This is a genomic window from Aliamphritea spongicola (assembly GCF_017051665.1).
Taxonomy (GTDB): Bacteria; Pseudomonadota; Gammaproteobacteria; order Pseudomonadales; family Balneatricaceae; genus Amphritea; species Amphritea spongicola.
The window spans coordinates 83,757-104,358 of the sequence record NZ_JAFIDL010000004.1; the positions used below are offsets into that span (position 1 = coordinate 83,757).

Annotated in this window: 17 protein-coding genes; 8 read left to right on the top strand and 9 right to left on the bottom strand. The window is 52.8% G+C overall.

Annotation, left to right across the window (positions count from 1 at the left end; translation table 11 throughout):
• Window positions 1–47: 47 nt before the first annotated feature.
• The 4 genes from nirB to JYB63_RS13870 all read left to right on the top strand — a co-directional run bounded on the left by nirB (window position 48) and on the right by JYB63_RS13870 (window position 8,038).
• Window positions 48–2,636 (top strand): nitrite reductase large subunit NirB, encoded by a 2,589-nt coding sequence (nirB, locus tag JYB63_RS13855; protein WP_205658487.1) that lies wholly within the window; start codon window positions 48–50, stop codon window positions 2,634–2,636.
• A gap of 2 nt (window positions 2,637–2,638) precedes the next feature.
• Window positions 2,639–3,052, top strand: coding sequence for a nitrite reductase small subunit NirD (gene nirD / locus JYB63_RS13860; protein ID WP_205658488.1), 414 nt, complete (start codon window positions 2,639–2,641; stop codon window positions 3,050–3,052).
• Window positions 3,053–3,068: 16 nt separating this feature from the next.
• Window positions 3,069–5,804 carry a nitrate reductase gene (locus JYB63_RS13865; RefSeq protein WP_205658489.1) on the top strand — a complete coding sequence of 912 codons (2,736 nt, stop codon included), beginning with the start codon at window positions 3,069–3,071 and terminating at the stop codon, window positions 5,802–5,804.
• Window positions 5,805–6,034: 230 nt separating this feature from the next.
• On the top strand, window positions 6,035–8,038 hold the full coding sequence (locus JYB63_RS13870) for a methyl-accepting chemotaxis protein (protein ID WP_205658490.1): 2,004 nt from the start codon (window positions 6,035–6,037) through the stop codon (window positions 8,036–8,038).
• Between the two features lie 45 nt (window positions 8,039–8,083).
• On the opposite strand, the gene JYB63_RS23390 is transcribed toward JYB63_RS13870, so the two are convergent.
• Genes JYB63_RS23390 through JYB63_RS13900 form a run of 6 tightly spaced genes read right to left on the bottom strand, consistent with a single transcriptional unit; the run spans window position 8,084 to window position 12,016 of the window.
• On the bottom strand, window positions 8,084–8,554 hold the full coding sequence (locus tag JYB63_RS23390; RefSeq protein WP_205658491.1) for a GNAT family N-acetyltransferase: 471 nt from the start codon (window positions 8,552–8,554) through the stop codon (window positions 8,084–8,086).
• Window positions 8,551–8,901, bottom strand: a complete 351-nt coding sequence (locus tag JYB63_RS13880) for a GFA family protein (protein ID WP_205658492.1) — start codon at window positions 8,899–8,901, stop codon at window positions 8,551–8,553. Before JYB63_RS13880 ends, JYB63_RS23390 begins: the two co-directional genes overlap by 4 nt.
• A gap of 33 nt (window positions 8,902–8,934) precedes the next feature.
• The gene (locus JYB63_RS13885) at window positions 8,935–9,456 is read right to left on the bottom strand and encodes a DinB family protein (protein WP_205658493.1); all 522 of its coding nucleotides are present in this window, start codon (window positions 9,454–9,456) and stop codon (window positions 8,935–8,937) included.
• A complete protein-coding gene (locus tag JYB63_RS13890; protein ID WP_205658494.1) occupies window positions 9,457–10,809 on the bottom strand; it encodes a DUF2252 family protein in 1,353 nt (450 codons plus the stop codon).
• A gap of 55 nt (window positions 10,810–10,864) precedes the next feature.
• On the bottom strand, window positions 10,865–11,386 hold the full coding sequence (locus JYB63_RS13895; RefSeq protein WP_205658495.1) for an RNA methyltransferase: 522 nt from the start codon (window positions 11,384–11,386) through the stop codon (window positions 10,865–10,867).
• A gap of 39 nt (window positions 11,387–11,425) precedes the next feature.
• Window positions 11,426–12,016 (bottom strand): TetR/AcrR family transcriptional regulator, encoded by a 591-nt coding sequence (locus tag JYB63_RS13900; protein WP_205658496.1) that lies wholly within the window; start codon window positions 12,014–12,016, stop codon window positions 11,426–11,428.
• 100 nt (window positions 12,017–12,116) lie between these two features.
• Between JYB63_RS13900 and JYB63_RS13905 the strand changes: the two genes are divergently transcribed.
• Window positions 12,117–13,292 (top strand): TauD/TfdA family dioxygenase, encoded by a 1,176-nt coding sequence (locus JYB63_RS13905; protein ID WP_205658497.1) that lies wholly within the window; start codon window positions 12,117–12,119, stop codon window positions 13,290–13,292.
• Window positions 13,293–13,374: 82 nt separating this feature from the next.
• Here the strand turns inward: JYB63_RS13905 and JYB63_RS13910 are convergent, their stop codons facing one another.
• Complete coding sequence (locus tag JYB63_RS13910) at window positions 13,375–13,860, bottom strand: GNAT family N-acetyltransferase (protein WP_205658498.1); 486 nt, start codon at window positions 13,858–13,860, stop codon at window positions 13,375–13,377.
• 106 nt (window positions 13,861–13,966) lie between these two features.
• Here JYB63_RS13910 and JYB63_RS13915 point away from each other — a divergent pair, with 106 nt between their 5' ends.
• Window positions 13,967–14,863, top strand: coding sequence for a LysR family transcriptional regulator (locus JYB63_RS13915; RefSeq protein WP_205658499.1), 897 nt, complete (start codon window positions 13,967–13,969; stop codon window positions 14,861–14,863).
• A 534-nt stretch (window positions 14,864–15,397) separates the two neighbouring features.
• The gene (locus JYB63_RS13920) at window positions 15,398–16,261 is read left to right on the top strand and encodes an aminotransferase class IV (RefSeq protein ID WP_205658500.1); all 864 of its coding nucleotides are present in this window, start codon (window positions 15,398–15,400) and stop codon (window positions 16,259–16,261) included.
• Window positions 16,262–16,577: 316 nt separating this feature from the next.
• Here the strand turns inward: JYB63_RS13920 and JYB63_RS13925 are convergent, their stop codons facing one another.
• Entirely contained in the window at window positions 16,578–17,489 is a 912-nt protein-coding gene (locus JYB63_RS13925; RefSeq protein ID WP_205658501.1) for a LysR family transcriptional regulator, read from the bottom strand.
• Window positions 17,490–17,567: 78 nt separating this feature from the next.
• Between JYB63_RS13925 and JYB63_RS13930 the strand changes: the two genes are divergently transcribed.
• Window positions 17,568–18,455, top strand: a complete 888-nt coding sequence (locus JYB63_RS13930; protein WP_205658502.1) for an MBL fold metallo-hydrolase — start codon at window positions 17,568–17,570, stop codon at window positions 18,453–18,455.
• A 152-nt stretch (window positions 18,456–18,607) separates the two neighbouring features.
• Here the strand turns inward: JYB63_RS13930 and JYB63_RS13935 are convergent, their stop codons facing one another.
• Window positions 18,608–20,569 (bottom strand): RecQ family ATP-dependent DNA helicase, encoded by a 1,962-nt coding sequence (locus JYB63_RS13935; RefSeq protein ID WP_336510887.1) that lies wholly within the window; start codon window positions 20,567–20,569, stop codon window positions 18,608–18,610.
• Window positions 20,570–20,602: the final 33 nt, after the last annotated feature.

Sequence of the window (20,602 nt, forward strand, 5' to 3'; positions counted from 1 at the left end):
ACGCAATTTTTCCAGCCGCCCACGTATCTGCCTCACAGGAGCCAATAATGACACAGCCAACAGACCCAGCAGTAAAAACCAGCCATACGCCACACATAATCGTGGCGGGAAACGGCATGGTTGGCCATCAGTTCTTACAAAGCCTTGCCGACAACGGCCAGCTGGAAACCTTCCGTATTACAGTGTTCAGTGAAGAACCCTGCCTGGCCTACGACCGGGTAAAGCTGAGCAGCTACTTCTCCGGCACCGGTAAAGAAGATCTCGCCATCGCCAGCCAGGAAGAATATGACCGCTGGGGTATCCGCGTGATTACCGGAGAAACCATCACCGCGATCGACCGCGACCAGAACACCATAACCACCGACACCGGCCAGCAACTGCACTACGACAAACTTATTCTGGCTACCGGCTCCTACCCGTTTGTGCCGCCGGTACCAGGGCACGACCGCGAACGCTGTCTGGTATACCGGACCCTTGATGATCTGGACCGCATCCGTGACGCGGCCGCGACCGCCAAACGTGGCGTAGTCATTGGCGGCGGGCTGCTGGGGCTGGAAGCGGCAAAGGCTCTTGTGGATTTAGGGCTGGATACCCATGTCGTTGAATTCGCACCGCGGCTGATGGCCGTCCAGCTGGACGCCGGCGGCGGTGCCATGTTGCAACAGAAGATAGAAGCTCTGGGCGTCACCGTACTGACCAACAAAAATACCCAGCAAATCTGTGCCGGCGAACAAAGTTTCCACTGCATGAAGTTTGCTGACGGCGAACAGTTAGAAACCGATCTGATCGTATTTTCTGCCGGTATCCGCCCCCGTGACGAACTGGCCCGTAGCAGCCAGCTGGAAGTCGGGGAACGGGGCGGCATCGTCATCAACAACCAGTGCCAGACCAGTGACCCGGACATTTACGCCATTGGCGAATGCGCCCTGTGGAACAAACAGATTTTTGGTCTGGTGGCCCCCGGCTATCAGATGGCCAAAGTAGTTGCTGATCACCTGTGTGGCGGACCACTGAGCTTTACCGGTGCTGACATGAGCACCAAACTCAAACTCATGGGCGTGGATGTAGCCAGCATTGGCGACGCCCACGCCCGCACACCCGGTGCCCGCAGCTATACCTTTGCCGATGAACATAACGAAATCTACAAGCGCCTGATTGTTTCAGAAGACAACACACAGCTGCTCGGCGCCATTCTGGTGGGTGACACTGAAGATTACGGCAGCCTGTTACAGTACATGCTCAACGGCATCGCCCTGCCGGACAACCCTGACAGCCTGATTCTGCCCCGTCACAGCGCCGGAACCGAACAGGCAGCGCTGGGCGTTGCCGCACTGCCGGAAAGCGCACAGGTTTGTTCCTGTCACGATGTCAGTAAGGGCGATGTTCAGGCGGCAGTGGCAGCAGGTTGCTGCTCAATTGGCGACATCAAAGACACCACCAAAGCAGCCACCGGTTGTGGTGGCTGCGCAGCCCTGGTCACCGATGTGTTGAATCACGAACTTGAAGCCAGTGGCATCACAGTAAACCGTGATCTTTGCGAACACTTTGCCTATACCCGGCAGGACCTCTACAACCTGATCCGGGTAGAAAACATCCGCAGTTTCAGCGAGCTCTTCAGCCGGCACGGCAAAGGTAATCGGCATGGTTGTGAAATCTGCAAACCGGCCATCGGCTCAATGCTAGCCTCCTGCTGGAACGATTATATCCTTGAAGACCGGCACGTCAGCCTGCAGGACACCAACGATACGTTTCTGGCCAACATGCAGAAAGACGGCACCTATTCCGTGGTACCCCGCATTCCCGGCGGCGAAATCACCCCGGAAAAACTCATCGTCATCGGTCAGATCGCCAAAGACTATAATCTCTACACCAAGATCACCGGCGGCCAGCGGATCGACCTTTTCGGTGCCCGCCTGGAACAGCTCCCGCCGATCTGGCAACGGTTGGTGGATGCCGGCTTTGAAACCGGTCATGCCTACGGTAAATCACTGCGTACAGTGAAATCCTGCGTCGGCAGCAGTTGGTGCCGCTACGGTGTCGATGACAGCCTTGGTCTGGCAATCGAAGTGGAAAACCGCTACAAAGGCCTGCGCTCACCCCACAAAATCAAATTCGCCGTCTCCGGCTGTACCCGTGAATGTGCTGAGGCACAGAGCAAAGACATCGGCATCATCGCCACCGAAAAAGGCTGGAACCTCTATGTGTGCGGCAACGGTGGTATGAAGCCCCGCCACGGTGATCTGTTCGCCACTGATCTGGATAAAGCCACCTTACTGCAGTACATCGACCGGATTCTGATGTTCTACATCAAAACCGCCGAACGCCTGCAGCGTACCTCCGTCTGGATGGACAATCTGGAAGGCGGCCTCAGCTACCTGCAGGACGTCATCATTAATGACAGCCTGAACATCGGTGCCGAACTGGAACAGCAAATGGAAACTGTCATTGGCAGCTATCAGTGCGAATGGAAAACCACGCTGGAAGACCCGCAGGCCCTGAAACGCTTCCGTCATTTCGTTAACAGTGACAACGCAGACGACAACATCCGCTTTGAAGAAGTCCGCCAGCAAATTGCCCCTGCAACCGCGCCGGTGAAAGCCGAAGCAATCAATATTATTTCCAGCCGGAGTGCCTGAACATGTCTCAACAATCCTCTCCCGTTACCCAGCAAGCAGTCGCACAGGACTGGCACAGCATATGCCCTGCCTCCGAACTGGTAGGCAATGCCGGCATCTGCGCCCTAATCCGGCAACAGCAGGTAGCCATTTTCTACCTGCCGGACGAAAACGCCGTGTATGCACTGGATAACTATGACCCCATCGGTAAAGCCAATGTCCTGTCCCGGGGGCTGATCGCTGCCCACGGTGACGAACTGGTGGTCGCCTCTCCGTTATATAAACAGCACTTTTGTTTACGCACCGGACGTTGCCTGAGCGAAGCGCAACACAACATCCGCAGCTGGCCGGCCCGGATCCGCAACGGTCAGGTTGAAGTAGCCGCCCCCCGGCCAGTAATCCGCCACAACAGCCCCACGCAGGATCCCCCCCATTGATACTCAGGAGACACCCATGAACTGTGCCCGCCAGCCGCGCCAGACTGAAACCACCTGCCCCTACTGTGGCGTCGGCTGCGGTGTGACAGCCACCAGCTACGACCCGTTACCCGGCGACGACTCAATTCCGCTGGTGTCGGTCAGTGGCAGCCAGGATCATCCGGCCAACCGGGGCAGGCTCTGTGTAAAGGGTGCCAGTCTGGCAGACACTCTGGATCACCGGGGCCGCCTGCTGACACCGCAAATCAACGGACAGAATACCGACTGGAACACAGCGACAGAATTTGTCGCCGGCCAGTTCCGGCAGATTATCGAAGAGCACGGCCCGGACGCGGTTGCTTTTTACCTGTCCGGCCAGTTACTCACCGAAGACTACTACGTCGCAAACAAACTGATGAAAGGCTTTATCGGTTCTGCCAACATAGATACCAATTCACGACTGTGTATGGCCTCAGCGGTTACCGCTCACAAACGGGCTTTCGGTGCCGACATCGTGCCCGGCTGCTATGAAGACCTTGAACAAACCAACCTCCTGCTGATTACCGGTGCAAACACCGCCTGGACACATCCGGTGCTCTACCAGCGAATCGTCGCGGCCAAAAAAGCCCGTCCGGACATGACCGTGGTGGTGATTGATCCCCGCAAAACCGCTACCTGCGACATTGCTGACATTCATCTGGCGATTACACCGGGCTCAGACAGCTTCCTCTTCAACAGCCTGCTGGCCTACCTGGCACGTACTGACGCCCTCGATGAGGCCTACATCAGCAACCATACAGAAGGATTTGAAAGCTGCCTGCAGCAGGCAATGCTCTCTGCTCCCAGCCTGGCCGCTACTGCAAAACAATGCGGCGTGACAGAAGCACGTTTACAACAGGTTTATCGTCTGTTTGCTGATACTCCCCGTTGTGTCAGCCTGTTTTCCCAGGGCATTAACCAGTCCAGCAGCGGTGTGGATAAAGCAAACAGCATCATTAACTGCCACCTGGCCACGGGCAAAATTGGTAAACCCGGCGCGACACCTTTTTCGGTAACCGGACAGCCCAACGCCATGGGCGGCAGAGAAGTCGGCGGGCTGGCCAATCAGTTGGCCGCCCACATTGATTTTTCTGATGCGGATGCAATTCAGCTGGTGGCTGACTTCTGGCAAACCGGCAACATTGCCCGCCGGGAAGGCCTTAAGGCAATCGACATGTTCAGTGCAGTCCATCGGGGAGATATAAAAGCCATCTGGATAATGGGCACCAACCCGGCGGTCAGCATGCCGGATAACAACCTGATCAAAGAAGCCCTGCAAAACTGCCCGATGGTCGTCGTCTCAGACTGCATAGAACACACCGATACCGGTGTTTACGCAAACGTGCTGCTGCCCGCCACCGGCTGGGGTGAAAAAGATGGCACAGTCACCAACTCAGAACGGACAATCTCCCGCCAACGCCAGTTTTTAACTCCGCCGGAACAGGCCCGCCACGACTGGCAGATTATCTGTGATGTCGCCTGCAGGCTGGGCTTCGCAGACGCTTTCAGCTTTGGCAGTCAGGCTGAAATATTCAGTGAACATGCGACCCTGTCCGGTTTCAGAAACGCTGCCAGTGAAAAATACCGGCTGTTTAACATCAGCGGACTGGCTGGCCTGAGTCAATCTGAGTACGACAGCTTAAGCCCCCGCCAATGGCCCGTCATGACAGACGAAGCCGCCTGTGAAAACAACTTATCTGACAACAATAAGCGCCTGCTTACCGGCGGCCGCTTTGTTACCGCCAGTCAACGTGCGCGGCTGATCAGCATCACGCCACAAATGCCACAGGCCAGCGTATCCGCAGAATTCCCTTTTCTGCTGAATACTGGCCGGATCCGCGATCAGTGGCACACCATGACCCGGACCGCCAAAGCCCCGCAACTGCTGACCCACACGGACGAACCTTTCATCAGCCTGCACCCGGACGATGCAGCCACACTTGAACTGGGTTACCGTTCACTGGCAGTCATCAGTAACCGCTATGGCCACTGTATTGTCAAAGTAGACCTGAATGATGATCAGCAACCGGGACAGGCATTCATGCCCATTCACTGGAACCGGCAGTATGCCGCTCAGGCCAGCGTCTGCAGCCTGTTTCCTGCGTATAGCGACCCTCTTTCCGGGCAACCTGAACTGAAACAAGCAGCGGTCAGCATCGAACCTTTCGATGCCGCCTGGTATGGCACCCTGATATGCAGTCAGGAACCGGAACAGCTGCCCTGCGAGTACTGGAGCAAAATCCCCTGCGAACATGGCTACCGCTATATGCTGGCCGGTTCACAACAACCACAGGACTGGAGCCGCTGGCTGGAACAAAACATGTCTGTTAACAGCGACCGGATCACGGTCAGCTCAGCCAACGGAGAACACTTTCGCCTGGCCAGCTTCAGCGATGATTATCCCCGGGTGGTTTTTATTACAGCCCCTACCCCTCCGGGTATCAATCATCAGTGGCTTGAACAGCAACTGGCAACAGCTCAAAAATCCGGACAGGAACGGCAGATGCTGCTGGCGGGCAGACCCGCAACCCCGGAAAAGCCCAAAGGTAAAATTCTGTGCAGCTGTTTCCAGGTGGGGGAAAACTGCATTCAGGAAGCCCTGGCGCAGGGTTGTACCAGCACTGAAGAGTTAACCGGCAAGCTTAAATGTGGCAGTAACTGCGGCTCGTGTCTGCCGGAAATTAAAGCACTGGTCAGCGCATATGAGCGCCAACCGGCTGCAATTTCCGATTAACCGCAGCCGACACCGGGCATGACTTCATGCCCATTCACGACCAAAAAACCCAGATTGGGCAATCAAAACCCAAAGTGCGAGGTTATTTTAATTAAATGATCATTTAACAACCTTATACTAAAGCGGTAAATATTACAGGGAACGTCATAACAATGGATTGCGTACAGGCCGGTGTTTTCACAAGAAGCAGTGCCTGCACCCATAACAATAAAAAGCTTTAAGGAGCTGTTATGCACCTCTCTGTTACCCACCGTATCGGTGGCGGATTTGCGCTGCTTGTTCTGTTGCTGCTGGTCATCAGCACCACCTCATACCGTAGTCTTGACGCCGTTGATACTCAGTTTCAGCGCACCACCGGTGAAATTGCCCCCATTGCCACCCACAGTGCTGATATCGCGGTAGCCCTGCTATCCGCCAACAAAGCTCTGATGCAATTCATGAGCAGCCAGAATGAAGAGACCCTGAGCGCTCAGGAAAGCGCCCTGAACACACAACAGGCCAGCTATAACACCCAGCGGGAAGCCCTGCTGAATCTGGGTAAACAGTATCAGCAGGTCAGTGAAGCAATCAGTGTCATCGACCCGCAGGCCAGTGAATTCTTTAACAGTTCACAACAGGCCATGAGCAGCCACCGTCAGTACCTGTTACTGGGCGCTGAAGTTAAACAGCTGGAAAGTGACCTGCTGGACGAACTGAAGTTCTTCACCGTGGATATCAACGACCTGACAGAATACGGTGAAAATCTGGCTGAGCGGAACGCCGGCCCGATTCTTACCAGCAACCTGCAAACGGTCACCAGCGACATCGGCCGGCTGTTAAAAAGCGAAGACCTGAGCGTTATCAAACCGCTGGAAAGCTCATTCAATATCACCGGTTACGGGCTGAAAGCCATGCAGGACCGACTGGAAAAGCTGAAAGCCTCCGGTAGCGGAACCGCCGACAGTCTGCTGGAAACCCTGGCCATTATTCAGCAGGCCACAACTGCACCGGACGGGGTTGTTCAGGTTCACAAACGACGGGTTGAACTGAAACTGCAGATCACCGCCTTGCTGGAGCAGATCTCTGCCACCATCAACAGCACCAACGACACCGTTAACCAACTGCGGGCTGATTCGCAGGCCCTTGCGGATGCCGCCACACTGGATGCCCGTGAAACCGTCAGTCTGAGCCAGACCGCCAGCATCATTATCAGTGCTGCATCTGTGATCATCGCCATCATCATTGCCATCTGGGTAAGCCATAACATCCGTACACCGCTGAGCCGGGTGATGTCGATCCTGAAAACCATTGCCGACGGTGACCTCAGCCAGCGCCTGAGCATCACCAGCAAAGATGAATTCGGTCAGCTGTCTCAGTGGGTGAATGATCTGGCCAGCAAACAGGAAAGCATTATCCGGGACATTCAGAGCGCCTCCGGTGAAATCAGTGAATCCGCCCGGGAAGCTGCCACCATCAGTGACCGTACTAATCAACTGATGGATGAGCAGAACCAGCACACTACTCAGGTGGCGACTGCAATTCACCAGATGTCTGCCGCCGCTGAAGAAGTGGCCCAGAGCGCAGAACAGGCTCAGCAGCAGGTTACTGCCATTGACCAGACCGCCGGTGAAAACCGTGCCCTGATGCAGCAAAACATTACCGTGGTTAACGGCCTGGCTAATGAGATTGACCGTGCCTCAGCGGTTATTACTCAGCTTAATGAAGACTCCGCCAACATCGGCCAGATCCTTGAAGTGATTGACGGCATTGCCGGCCAGACCAACCTGCTGGCGCTGAACGCTGCCATCGAAGCCGCCCGTGCCGGCGAACAGGGCCGCGGCTTTGCGGTAGTGGCGGATGAAGTTCGTAGCCTGGCCAGCCGCACCAAGGACTCCACCGAAGATATTCAGGCGATGATCGACAAGCTGCAAACCCGGGCAAAAGAAGCCGTCACCATTATGGAAAGCAGTCGTCAGGAAGCCCAGTCCAGTGTTGATCAGACCGAACAGGCCAGACACTCTCTGGAGAACATGGTCGGCCAGCTATCTGAGATCCGTAATATGTCAGAGCATATCGCGGTAGCTGCCGAAGAGCAGACATCGGTCAGCCAGGAGATTTCCGCCAGCGTACAGCGCATCGCCGACATGGCTGAACAGGGTGCACACGATGCTCAGCAAACCGCCCGGGGCAGTGAAGCCCTGTCCGGCCTTGCCGAACGTCAGCAGAAACTCACCAGCGTGTTTAACCTCGGTTAAACCAGCATCCCGCCATAAAAAAACCACCGCACTGCGGTGGTTTTTTTATATCAGCCGGCGTAACCGCTGGCCGGTACAGATAAACCCGTTCGCTTCGTAAAATTGCTGGGCCCGGGGAAATTCAGCCAGCGGCGGCGCACCTACTTCCAACCGTTGCCAACCCTGCTCCGCTGCAAAGGCCATCGCTTTGTCCAGCAACTGTTCGCCGATTTTCATCGAACGGTAGCCAGGTACAACATACAGCTCAGAAACTTCACCAAACACCCCGCCGGCATACAAAGCAGCACAGCGGTGCAGCGTAATAACTCCTACTAACTCCCCGGCAACGCGGGCAAAGAACGCATACATAAGCTGATCAGCCAGTAAATCCTTCGCCAGCTCTGGCAGATTCATGCCACTGAGTTCAACCTCTGCACCCGGCTCAAGTTCCAGCAACAGCGCACTGACCAGCCGGGCGACGTCTTCAGCATCCTCAGGGCCTGCCTGAATAACGGTTACGCCTTCCGGTGCCGTCACAGGGATTTACCGTCGAACATCTGCAGCGGCAGGCTGCGGGCATCAACACCGTCAACACAGTTAAGGTTGAGCCGGTAAGAACCGGGCACCCGTACGGTTTCATGAAAGGGGTAAATGCCACAGCGGCTGCAGAAATAATGTTTCCCAACCATGGTACCGAACTGATACAGGCTCAGGGCATCAGCTTTTGCAGTGATTTTTAACTGATCCGCAGTGAGCACAAAGTCCGACATAATCGCGCCCTTTCGGCTGCAGATGGAACAGTTACACTGCAAACCGCCGCTAATCGCTGGTGCTTCAAATTCAAACTTCACATCGCCACAGTGGCAGGATCCTGTGTATTGCACGGCATCACCTCCGTCATTCCCGGTTATGAAAACTCAGGGCATTACACCCAGCAAATCTGTTTCACCGATGTCCACACCCCGCTGGCTGAACAGCGTGCTCAGCTGGCCCCGGTGATGGGTCTGATGATTGAAAAAGTGCTGCATCAGGTACGCAAAGCGGCGGCTGAAAGCGACCCCTTTGGTATTTTTGTATTCCAGCTCATGCGCCAGATCTTCATCGGTCAGCTGTTTGCAGAATTCACAGATCATGACGTCCAGCTGGCGGCGCTGTTGCGCCAGTGAGGAAAGATTATCATGCAGCATCTGACTCAGGGCTGCGGGCCGTTTTATATCTCTGACGCCCTGTAAAGGCTCTCCGGCGGGATGCTCAGCAAAACGCTGCAGCCAGATAATGTCTCCCACCATCAGATGGTTAAACGTGCCCAGAATTGAATTAAAAAATGCGCCGCTGTCCCGTTTCAGCTCCGCCTGGGTCAGTTGCCCGGCGGCATCCAGCAGCTTGCTGTTCATCCAGCGGTTGTACTCAGCCATTAAGCGGTAATTCTCTGCCAGCATTTACACCTCCCGGGCCAACATCCGATTAAGTAACGTCCAGTCTTCCCGCACCAGTTGTGCGTATTGCAGACAGGCCTGCACAAAGGCTTCGGTATTGGCCGGCAGTACATCGGCAACCGCCTGCTCAAAACGTACTGATCGCCGGTCACCCCGGCCATGGGCCAGTGCCAGTGCATGGCCACAGGTTTCAGCATATTCTTCAAAACCGCCCTTACGGGCCTTTTTGCCCAGTGCGACATTTTCCGGGTCCAGCCCTACCTTGGCATGATGGCGGGAACTCACCAGCCAGTGCTGTCCCTCATATTCCGCTTCATCCAATACCAGATCCGGGAAACGCTGCATCCGCCGCTGACATTCCAGCGTCAGATGTGCAGGATTCAGGCGGTTCACCGGACTAAGGTCATCAAAGTAAAACAGCGGCGCGGCTTTACGCTGCTGCTTCACCTCAACAATGTGACACAGATTTAAATCCTGCTGCCCCTGATAATCCGCGGGGCCGACCAGGAAGTAATAACGGCCCATATTGACTGAGCCGGTGCCCGCATCCAGACGGGCAACAATGTTCAGCACCGCATCATCCATATACGGCGCGAACGCCTGTTCCAGCGTCTGATACGTTTCTGCACTTAAGCGCTGAAACTTATCTGCCCGGTCACGGAAGCGCAGCGTTGCAGCGTCCACATCCACCGCCTTGGCCAGCGAACTTTTGATAAAAAAATCCGCACCGCCAGCCGCTCTGTTCCGGGCTTTGGCGAACGGTTTACTGAGGATATGATCGTCCGGAAAATCGGTAACTACCTGCTGATGATAATCCGGGCTGGCAATCAGCATCTCACAGCGCTGCTGATAACCTTCCAAAAACCGGCGAATTGCCTTTTCAGCGGCATCTGCTTTCACCCGGGCTTTACCTGCATAATCCTTTTCACCCGGTACCTGAGGAAACTCCCCTTTCGAGAGGCCCCGGCAATAATCAGCACATAACACCAGGCTCACTGCAAAGCGGGCCATATCCCAGACAGCGTGCCCGACACAGGCATCATCAAAGTCATTCGGGGCAAATACGACCCGGTCCCCGTGGGAACCTTCTTCCGTGAAAAAGCCAAAGTTAGAGGTATGACAATCCCCCATGATGCGGGTTTTCGGCAGGGTATATAGTGCTTCAGGCAGCTGCAGATAACCGGCCTGAATATCCGCGTAGAACAACTGCGCAGCGCCCCGTAAAAACACAAAGGGATTGCCGGCCATTTTCAGATGTTTACCCAAAGGGGCCTGGTCGCCATCGCGGGGAGACTGTCCGTCTACCCGGGTTAATTCGGTTTCAAGCCATGCGGCACGGTTCTCAGCTACAGTCATATTCGTTCCATTGATCAGTGCCCGTGAAGGGAGGTTACTTAACCTTTGTGCAGTATCAGCCGGCCTGAAAGCTCACACTGTTATTGCGGTCGCGGCTGCTGCGAATCAGCGCATCGCCGGACTGTGCCGCACCAAGCTTTGCCTGCCGGTCATAGAGTACGACATTAACAGTGGCCGCCAGATTCAGGCAACCGACAGTAGGAATATAAACCGCGGCATCCGCCCGGTCTACGACTGCCTGACTCAGGCTGCCATCTTCCGGTCCGAATATATAGAAGGCTTTTTCCGGATGTTCAAACTCTGCCAGCGACGTAGCACCTTCCACCAGATCGATACAAACCAGCTGCGTATCGTTATCCAGCTCCGGTAATACATCCAGTAAGCAATCAACGCCGGTCAGCGGAATTCGCTGGCTGGCAGACTTGGTATCGGTATGAAACTGGGCAGCACGGTCATAACGGCTACCGGTGTAATACACCCCGTCGGCTTCAAAACAGCCGGCGGCACGCATTACAGCGCCCACGTTTGTCGGGGATTTAGGGTTCGTCAGGCCAACACGGGCAGAGGCTTTCTTCATTGATTAACAACACTCACAACGGGAGCCCTGTTTCCAGAGCTAAGGCATTAACCCCGACTGGCGCAGATAATCACTGAGTAATTTATGTAAGCGCAGTGCCGACCAGTCGTCCGGGGCGATCAGGGTACGAATCATCAGACCATTGATCTGCGCCGTCAAGGCCTCGGCAACATCCAGTGGCGGTTCTGTCAGCTCTATTCCGTGCTGCTGACAATGAATAGCCAGTTGCTGCTGAACCAGTTCAATCCAGCGGTTGTGTACACCAATCTGGTGTTCCGCCAGCCGCGGTTCGGTCAGCGAACGCCCCCAGAAGATCAGCCAGGCAGATACCATACCCCGCCCTTCGGCGTCCGTAGGCAAGACCTGCAGTAACACCCGGTCAAACTGATAAGGCTGCTGTTCAGCCTGTATCAGCATGCGTTCAACACTGCTGGTATAAGCGTATTCCAGTGCGGCGATCAGCACCGCTTCCTTGTCTTCAAAATAATGGCGAATTGCCCCGGTGGTGACCCCTGCTTCCCGACCGATATCAGTCAGTTTGGTTGCTTCCAGTCCCCGGTGGGCAATGACTTTGCTGGCCGCTTTAGCAATGGCGTCACGGCGTTGTTGATGATCGACTATTTTAGGCATTGACAGACTATACACCACTCTTTTACATTACGGTGATAATATAAAAAACTAACCGGCAATGCTTTGCCAAAAACGCCACAAAATACTTCGGAATACAGTCATGCTTAACACCTCTGCTGAAACGCATATTCAAATGCCGGGCAGCGCTGCGGTTCAACTGCAGCAAAATGGTTTAACAGTTAACATTCAGGGCGAGCAGGCCTACTTCAACTATTACTGGCTGCGGGATAACTGTAAGACGTCCTGGGACAAAGAAACCCAGGAGCGTACCTTCGATATTCTGGCGGAGCCGGATAATCTGCAGCCCCTCACCGCTACCGTTGAAGCGGAGACCCTGCAGGTACAGTGGCCATGCGGTCACCAGAGTAGCTACGCTCTGCAATGGCTGGCAAACTGGCATCAAGGTCAGGGCCATGGTGATATCGCTATCCGTGCCCGCCGCTCCTGGTACGCCGAACACTATCCGAATATGGCCCGTTTCAGTCAGCCGGAACTGATGAGCAATCCGGCCAAAGTTGCTGACTGGCTGGAAGCCATGCTGGACGAAGGCGTTGCCCTGATCACCGACATGCCCGACAGCAATCAGGGCCTGCAGGAAACCTGCGAACTGATCGGCACCGTGCGTCCTTCATTCTCAGGCTACCATTTCGATGTTAAGTCGAAGAAGAATCCGGAAAACCTGGCGTACACCAGCAAAGCGCTGGAACTGCACACCGACCTGCCGCCGGAAGAACTGGCACCAGGCATTCAGTTCCTGCACTGCCGGGTAAATAATGCCGAAGGTGGCGACAGCCTGTTTGTGGATGCGACCAGTGTTGCCAACGCCCTGCGTGACCAGCACCCGGAATACTTTGAGCTGCTGTCTACCGTCAGCGTGCCGTTCCGTTACACCACGGATCATCAGGACGTTCGCGCCCGTCAGACCATCATCGAAATCGACCCGAACAACGGTGAAGTCAGCGGCATTAACTACAGCCAGCACCTGAGCGATGTATTCGATCTGCCACAGGCCACCCTGGATACGTTCTACCCGGCTTTCCGCGCCTTCGGCCATATGCTGCAGGACGAACGCTATCTGATGCGCTTCCGCCTCAATGCCGGTGAATGTATCGTCTTCGATAACCACCGGATTGCCCATGGCCGTGCGGAATTTGAAGCCGGCAGCGGCGAACGCCACCTGCGCGGTTGCTACGTGGACCGCGGCGAACTGCGGAGCGCCTATAGAGTGCTGCGCAAACAACACCCGGTGGCCGAGTACACCATCACCACAGACTGATCCCACGGATCAGCAAACATAAAAAAGGCAGCTAATCCGCTGCCTTTTTCAGTTCTTTGCCCCTTTCAGAGCGGTAAACCGTTCATTGCGCTTCAGCAAACCGCTTAAGCCCCTCTCCTTCCAGCCGGTAACCAACCCACTCACTCTGAGCGACCGCGCCGATGGATTCATAAAAATCAATTGCCGGGGTATTCCAGTCCAGGACTGACCACTCAAAACGGCCACAGCCTTCAGCCACTGCCAGCTTGCCTAAATGTTTCAGCAACAGCTTACCGGCACCGGTTCCCCGGGCTTCAGGCGTAACATACAAGTCTTCCAGATATAATCCCTTTCTGCCCAGCCAGGTCGAGTAGTTATAAAAATACACGGCGAATCCTATCGGCTGATCATCTGCCAGACATATAATCCCCGCAGCATTTGCACCGTCACCGAACAGGCTTTCTGCCAGTTGCGCCTCATCGGTTAATACACACCCCTCTGCCTTTTCGTAACGCGCCAGATCCCGGATAAACCCCAAAATCATTCCGGCATCTTTTCGCTCTGCATCACGTATGGTCAGTCTGGTCATTCCTTTACACCCCGCTCAAATCAACATCAGTTACAGACAGATTAGCTTCTAACAATTTGATGATAATGGCATACTGCCGGTCATCTGTCTGATTTACTGGATAATCATGCGCATACGCAACCTGAACACCTTCGTTAAAATTGCCCGGCTTGGCAGCTTCCATGCGGCAGCTCAGCATCTGCACGCCACCCAGCCAGCAATCTCGGCCCGGATTACCGCGCTGGAAAACGAACTGGGTGCCCAGCTGTTTATCCGTGACAAAAGCGGTACCCGGTTAAGCCCCCGGGGCGTACAGCTACTGCCCTATGCAGAAAAGCTGATCGCCATCAGCCAGGAAATGAAGCAGCAGATTCGTGAAGACGCACCGGAAAAAGGTAACCTGCGTATCGGCATTGCCGACACCCTGGCACACCTTTGGCTGTCACCGCTGTTGCGGCACTGGCAGGCGCAGTACCCACTGATGTCATTCGAGCTGATCAGTGACGTATCTCCCACCCTGGTCAAACAGCTGACAAACTGCCAGCTGGATCTGGCCCTTATGGTGTCGGATCAGAACGACATTCCCGAACTGGTCAGCGAACCCTTATGCAGCTATCCACAGTGCTGGGTCGCGGCACCCGGATTAATCGGTGACGCCAGCATCCAGTCTGTTGCTGATCTGGTGAACTATCCGGTACTCAGCTTCCCCCGGGAAACCCGCCCCTGGGATTACCTGCAACAGCTATTTCAGCCTTTTTATGAAGATGCCCCGGTATTTCATACCTGCAGCTCGGTGGCCAGCCTGCTGACAATGGTTGCACAGGGAATCGGCGTCGCCCTGATGCCCGAGCCAATTGTGCGCCAGATGCTGGACGACCAACAGCTGATTGAACTGAACATTGATCAGGCAGCCCCTGCTCTGAGTTTTAATTGCAGCTGGCGGTTAGACGACGATCGCATCCTGCCACAGCTACTTGCCAACAGTAGCCGGGAGATCATGACGGATGGCATTCAGACGGCCTGATAGCAGACAGCAAATCAGTGAATTTTCAACAGGCGTTTTCTCTAAACTTGCTCAGGCAGCAGAATAAAATTCTAAAAAACACCCACTGACAGCATTATATTCTGAAATATTTTTACCTATTGAAAGCAATCCGTTTTTCAAACACACTGCTGCGCACTCAAAAAGTATGATGGCAGCTTTGCCTTCGGTATACAGCCACAAGCTAAGCCGAACACTGCCCTGATCTGTAGCTGTTCATTTCCCGTCGTCTCACGACCACATGCCTACAGAATCACTTAGGAGGCGTCAGTGTCTGACGCAACCTGTTAAGGCCGCAATTGCACAGTGATCCCGGATTGCCGAGAGGCAGTGAGGAGTCCCGGACCGCGTAATGCTTGAGCAATTTAGCTGGTTGATAGCTAGCTGGTACTTGCCTTTGCCAGGTTTATCCAGGCGTAACCCTTAAAACGTGTCAGGACGTTGGCAGACCTTACCCACAGGAAGGTCGGCGGGGATATGCCCCCACAGAATTATAGTTTGAGAGGAAAAGTTAAAATGAGCATTGCGTACTTAAACGGTGAATACCTGCCACTGGCAGAAGCCCGCATTTCTCCACTGGACCGTGGTTTCCTGTTTGGTGACGGTATCTATGAAGTTATCCCGTACTATGGCGGCAAGTCAGTAGGTCTGATGCCTCATCTTAACCGTATGGCTGATGGCCTGGCGGCTATCGAGATCAAAAACAGCAACACCATCGAAGGCTGGAAAGAACTGCTGGACGATCTGGTTGCACGTAACAGCGACATCGGTGAAAACCTGGGCGTTTACGTTCACATTTCCCGCGGTACCGACGTTAAGCGTTACCACCCTTATCCGGAAGGTGTTGAACCAACCGTATTCTGCTTCTGCTTCGCGATCAAAGATCCTGAGCCGGTTGACCGCACTAAAGTTACCCAGTACAGCCTGGTAAGCACCGAAGACCTGCGCTGGCAGCGTTGCCACATTAAGTCCACTGCACTGCTGGGCAACGTAATGCACTTCCAGGAAGGCTACTCTACCGGTAGCGACGAAGCACTGCTGTACAACGCGAACAACGAAGTGACTGAAGGCAGCTCTTGCAACGCTTTCATCGTTAAAGACGGCGTGATCATCACTCCGATTCAGGACAACCAGATTCTGCCGGGTATCACCCGTCGCATCATCATCGACAGCATCAAAGCTGACGGTTCCCTGAAGATCGAAGAACGTACAGTAACAATGGACGAAGTTCGCAACGCTGACGAACTGTGGATCACCAGCTCTTCTAAAGAAATCGCACCTGTTACTAAATTGGACGGTAAGCCAGTAGGTAACGGCGAAGTTGGCGAGATCTGGGAAAAAGCTTTCGCAATCTACTCTGCGTCTAAGTTCGACTACTAAGCCAAAAGCTTTAGTAAACAACTCAAAAAAACCCGGCACACGCCGGGTTTTTTATTGCCTGTCATTTGGCTAATAACCGGGGCTACTGAAGCCAAATAGGCAATTTATCAAGGATCTATAAAAAGGAGTATAGTTAATGCAATACTCACTTCTTTCTTGGGTAATACAAATATTTGAATAATCAAATATGTAAAAAGAAGTAAATCTCGTTATGTGATCTCTTAATCAGTATCTAAATGTAAAAAAACAAGATGTGAATCAATACCGTTTTTCAGCTCAAAACTAAACTGACAATACCACCAGATAACAACCGGGATTACGCCTTATCAGAAGAAGCAGTTATCACCGAGCTAATTAAAGCTCTAAACCACTGGTGTACCGGTGAAGAATGGGTAGTTTTATGCCAAATCATATTAAATTTAACTTTAGGAAAATCAAAAGGTAATGGCACTGATCCAAAATCAGAAAACAAACTATTTTTCAAACTGGATGGTAACGTGGCCACCAAAGATGTACCCCGCATCATAGCTGGCAAAGCCTCAAAGCTAGGTACTTCTAGCTTCACTTTACGATCTATACCAAGCTCTTGATAAATCCTGTCTGAAATCTGGGTTTCAGGAATACCAAACCGAACAACAGCGTGTTCCAAATTTAGATAATTAGACAAAACTTCACTCGCGGTAATTTCTGACGGATCAAAGAAGAACATTGAATGATCTTCGAATAAAGGAACACTATAAATGTCGAGATGACCAGGCGGAGTCAAGGGCGAAAGAACAATATCACACTCGCGGGTTCGAAGGTCTTCAATAAAATTATCTTTTGTTGATACAAGGCGTAATTTCGCATTTGGTGCCTCGTTTAACATCCGCCCCAGAATATAGGGCGCAAAGAATTGTCTCTCGAAATCATTAGCAGAAAGGCAAAACAAAGTGTCAATTTCAGCTAAATCTATAACTTCAGGCACTGCAAGGCCTAACAATTTATCAATCAGTTCACAAATATCTGTAGCAAGATTTTTGGCTCTTTCAGTTGGAACAATTGTTCGTCCAGCACGAACAAACAGCGGATCATTAAAAGCGAGGCGTAAACGGTCCAACGAATGACTAACTACAGGCTGACTTAAACTTAGCCTCTTAGCCCCTTTGGAAATAGAGCCTTCCTCATAAACTGCATTGAAGATCGTAAGAAGCTTTAGATCCACATCCATTATATTAAATTTAGACATATACATTATCACTTAAATGTGAATTTTTTATACATTGCCAAAATTATAGAATTCATGCAATTACCAGTTAAGGAGATAATGATGAGAGATATTTTCGCACGGCTTGTATTGATGATTATTTTCATAAATGGAGGCACACTTCATGCGCAAGAATTCAAACCATTACCACCACAAATGACCAAAGTTGCTGATGGAGTGTATCAATATTTTGCAGGATTCTACTCGAGCCTAATAGTTATCGGTAATGAAGGTGTTCTGGTCACGGACACGGCAAGTAAAGAGCGCGCTCAAGAGCTTAAGAAAGAAATTGCCAAGATAACTAATCTACCGGTGACCTATGTTGGTCTTAGCCATGAACATTTTGACCATGTTGGTGGTACCGGTGTTTTTAAAAATGCTCGGGTTGTATGCCATGTTAACTGTAAAGATATTTTTGCAACAACCATGGTTATGCCAGTTCCAGAAGTTGATGTTGAGTTTTCAGATACAATATCTCTGGATTTAGGTGGAAAAATAGTTGAGGTTTTTCATACTGTTCCCGGTGATGGTGTTGCTACATCAATATACTGGGTACCAGATGTAAAAGTGGCCTTTTCAGCAGATATGTACAACGATCGCGAGTTCTTTTTTGCTGACACACGCCAAGACACAAATTTTCTAGGAGTAATTCAAATCCTGGAAATGATAAAAAGCTGGAAGCCAAACTATGTTATCGAAGCACATATGCCAAACAATAGTTTACCGGCTATGACTGAATATCTTCAGATGCTCAAAGATCTAAGAGATGCAGTAGCAATCCCGATCCGAGAAGCATTCGAAACCCAGGGAACACATGCAGTATTCGGCTTAATCAGTACATTGCCTAATGAAATTAAACTTGAAAAATATGCTGACTGGAAAGGTTATCATGAACAGTTTCCAGCCTTTGTTAAACGCATGGCCATCGTCTTTTTCCACGGCGGATGATGTTTAACTTATTCCCTAGCCTAAACGGGTTCTGCTTGAAATAGCCTTGGATACCATACTTCCGAACCCAATAAAGAAACTTTAAACATCAGTAAGCTCTAATAACCCCGGCACACGCCGGGTTTATTATTGCTCGCCATAAATCCAACACTTCAGCCCATCTGCATCTCAGCCACAATACCCTGTACCCGCTCAGCAATTTCTGCATAGCGCATATCTTCACAACTGGCATAACCTGGTAATTGCCGTACTTTAATCTTGGTCCACACCGGTACGCTGATGCCCGCCAGAAAGCGGCAGGCCAGCGGGACTGATAAAGCCTGATTCGTCTGGCTGTTTGCGGCAAGCTTATCCGCTAGCGCCTGTAACCATTCAGCTAACTGAGCTTCTCCCGGCCAGTTCACTTGCCGTGAACGGCTCAGCTTGGCCGGCTCTCCCCGGCATACGGAGCAGTGGCCACACTGCGTGGGGGCTTGGTGATCGGCGAAGTACTCCGCCAGCTGATGGCTCAGGCAGCGGGTTTCTTCGAAGAACCCCACCAGCGCGGCAATTCTGGCGATTTCCTTTTGCTCTTTTTCTGCAAAATAGTGCTGCAGCTCATCCGCCAGCTGTGGCTGTAACAGGGCCTGTTGGTTTACCCCAAAGACTTCCGTCACACCCCGGCTCTGCAGTTCAATTAACTGTTGCTCACTGAGGTATTCCAGTGCCTTCACCGCCCGGTCCCGGTCGCCACCATAGCTTTGCAGTAAGGTCTGCATATCCAGTTCACCCCAGACTCGCTTGAACTGGGTATGGGCAAACAGAGCCTGCAGGAACGCCCGCCGTTCACCTTCAAAGCGATTAAGTATCTGTTGTTTATCCTGCAGGAACTTGTATTTAAATTCGGCGAAATAGACGGATTTAGCCTGAATAACCTCAAGCAGTTCCAGCTGTACCAGCAGGGTTTTCAGGGTCAGCTGGCGAATGTTACTGCTGTTCGACAGCGCCAGCAGCTGCACTTCCCAGTTGCCTTCCGGGTTTATATTGTCTGCTATGTCCTGCAGTACATAGCGAATGCCTTCCGGCTCTGGGGTATCGCCATAAACGAAGTTCTCAACGGTATTGATACCATCCAGATTCCCCAGTGCGATGCAGTTAGATGGCGCACCATCACGGCCAGCACGGCCGATTTCCTGGCTGTAGTTTTCAACGGATTTAGGCAGGTCGTAATGCACCACGCAGCGGATATCAGATTTATCCACCCCCATGCCGAAGGCAATGGTGGCGACCACCACCTGTACCCGGCCGGCCATGAAGTCATCCTGCACCTGCTGGCGCTGCTCGTCTTTAAAACCTGCATGGTAGGCGGCGGCATTCAGGCCACTTTGCTGCAAGAACTCAGCGACTTTTTCAGCGGTTTGCTGCAGGGTTACATAGACAACAGCCGCAGCAGGTGCTTGTTGCAGGGCCTCAAGCAGGCGGCCGTTACGCTGCTGCTCAGCGACAGCCCAGACACTGAGATCCAGATTCGGCCGGTAAAAACCGGTCTGCACAATATGTTCAGGCTGAATGGCAAACTTGGCGGCCATATCTGCCTTAACCTGTTCGGTGGCGGTTGCTGTCAGCAACAGAACCAGCGGGATATTCAGGGTTTCACAGTATACTGGCAGTTTCAGATAGTCCGGCCGGAAGTTATGCCCCCACTCGGAAATACAGTGGGCTTCGTCCACCACCAGCATCGACAGAGGAATGCCGGCGATGAACTGGCGAAAACGCTCATTCTTAAAACGCTCAACGGATACCATGAGGATTTTCAGCTTGCCGCTGCGGGCATCCGCCATCACCTGACGGTTTTCTTCAAAGGTCATGCCCGAATCAATGCGGGCGGCGGGAATGCCTTTGCTGTGCAGGAACTCCAGCTGATCCTTCATCAGGGCCAGCAAGGGGGATACCACCAGCGTCAGGTGCGGCAGTTGTAGCGCACTGAGCTGATAACACAGTGATTTGCCGGAACCGGTGGGGAATATTGCCAGGCTGGAATGCCCCTGCAACAGCTGATCGACCGTCTGCTGCTGCCCGGGGCGGAACTGATCAAAACCAAAATAGTGCTGTAACGCTCCCTGCGTGTCCATCATCCGTACTCCTCTTTAAACTCATGCCCGCTGCAT